We start from the raw sequence: 1,484 nt of genomic DNA, 5'->3' as shown, positions 1-1,484 counted from the left end.
GGGGGGGGGGGGTGGGGGTGGGGGCGCTGCTTTCCCTACCTTCTTCGGTGGTGGGTGTTTGGCTGGCGCTGTCTCCTCCCTCGGGGGCCCCCCCCCCCCCCCCCCCCCCCCCCCTTCTGGATTTCCCGATGACGGATGGCAAGTGCCAGAGCAGAGCAAGAGCAGATGTGGATGTCGATACATATATAGAGAGGAGTCGGAGCCCTTTGCTGCGGAAAGGGATCCGACCGCGGGCGAGCGCTTTTGCTTCTGCTCTTTATTTCTTTTCCGTGGGCTGGACGCGCACGGAAACTGTCGGGGGGGGGCGGGCGGGTTGGGTTCGCGGGACCGTTGGCGCCATGGATGGCGCCATCGAGCCTTATCTGATCGGAATCTGGCAGCGTAGGTGTCGAGAGCCGGCGTGGGCCGCCGTATGAGCCTGGATCTCGACGATCGCCATGGAGCTTGGCGCCCACGCCGGAATCTCCCTTGATCCGCCCGAACAGTTGCTGGAGCAGACACTCGCAGTGATAAGACTGGGCAAGCGGGGGAGCTCTCGACCCTTCCAGACTATACGGAGTCCGGTGATGAACGGGATCGGGATTGATGTCAGCAAGCGCCAGCTGGATGTCGGCACGACGGACGGAGAGACGCTGCAGGTCAGCAATAACCTCACCGGGTTTTCTGAATTGGATGTTTGGCTGAGAGAACATCCGGCCGCCCAGATCGTGCTGGAGGCTACCGGCGGCTATGAACAGCCAGTGCTGGATTTCCTGCACAAGGCTGGCCATCCGGTGGTCCGTGCCAATGCCCTAAGGGCCCGCAGGCTGGCCCAGGGGATGGGCCATATCGCCAAGACCGACCGCTTGGATGCCTACGCGCTGGCGCAAATGGCGGCGCTGGTGAAACTGCCTGCCTATCAGCCGCTAGAGCTTTGGCAGCAGAAGATGCGGGAGTTCGTGCGAGCGCGTCGTCAGGCGATGGAAGCGTTGACCATCGCGCGGCAGCAGCAGGAAATGGTCGGTGATCGTGAATTGCGCCGGCTGCTGCAGGCCAACATCAACCGCCAGCAGGCGCTGATTGAACGGCTGGGGAAGCACATTGCCGAGCAGGTTGCCCAGCAGCCTCAACTGGCTGTCCTGAAGTCGATGAAAGGCGTGGGACCAGCGCTGCAGGCCGTACTGGCAAGTTATCTGCCAGAGCTTGGCAGGATCAGTGGCAAGCGCATCGCCAGCCTGGTCGGTGTGGCGCCCATGTCCCACGACAGCGGCAGCATGCGCGGGAAACGAAGCATCCAAGGTGGCAGGGCTGAGATCCGCCAAGTGCTCTACATGGCGGCGATGTCGGCCATGCGGCATGAACCTCGATTGCGCGACTTTTACCAGTCGCTGCGAGCCCGCGGCAAGGAGGGCAAGGTGGCCATCGTGGCGGTGATGCGGAAGATGCTGGTGATCCTCAACGCCCGCGTGCGCGACGCTGAAAGCGGACCGATCCCCGCTTAACAG

At 63.2% G+C, this 1,484-nt stretch carries 1 protein-coding gene; it reads left to right on the top strand.

Going from position 1 to position 1,484, the window contains the following annotated elements; translation table 11 throughout:
• The first annotated feature begins 566 nt into the window (after positions 1–566).
• Positions 567–1,481 (top strand): IS110 family RNA-guided transposase, encoded by a 915-nt coding sequence (locus ACVOK1_RS20460; protein WP_312808043.1) that lies wholly within the window; start codon positions 567–569, stop codon positions 1,479–1,481.
• Positions 1,482–1,484: the final 3 nt, after the last annotated feature.

Source organism: Stenotrophomonas sp. STEN087, assembly GCF_056759115.1.
This window is presented reverse-complemented; position numbering and strand designations above follow the sequence as displayed.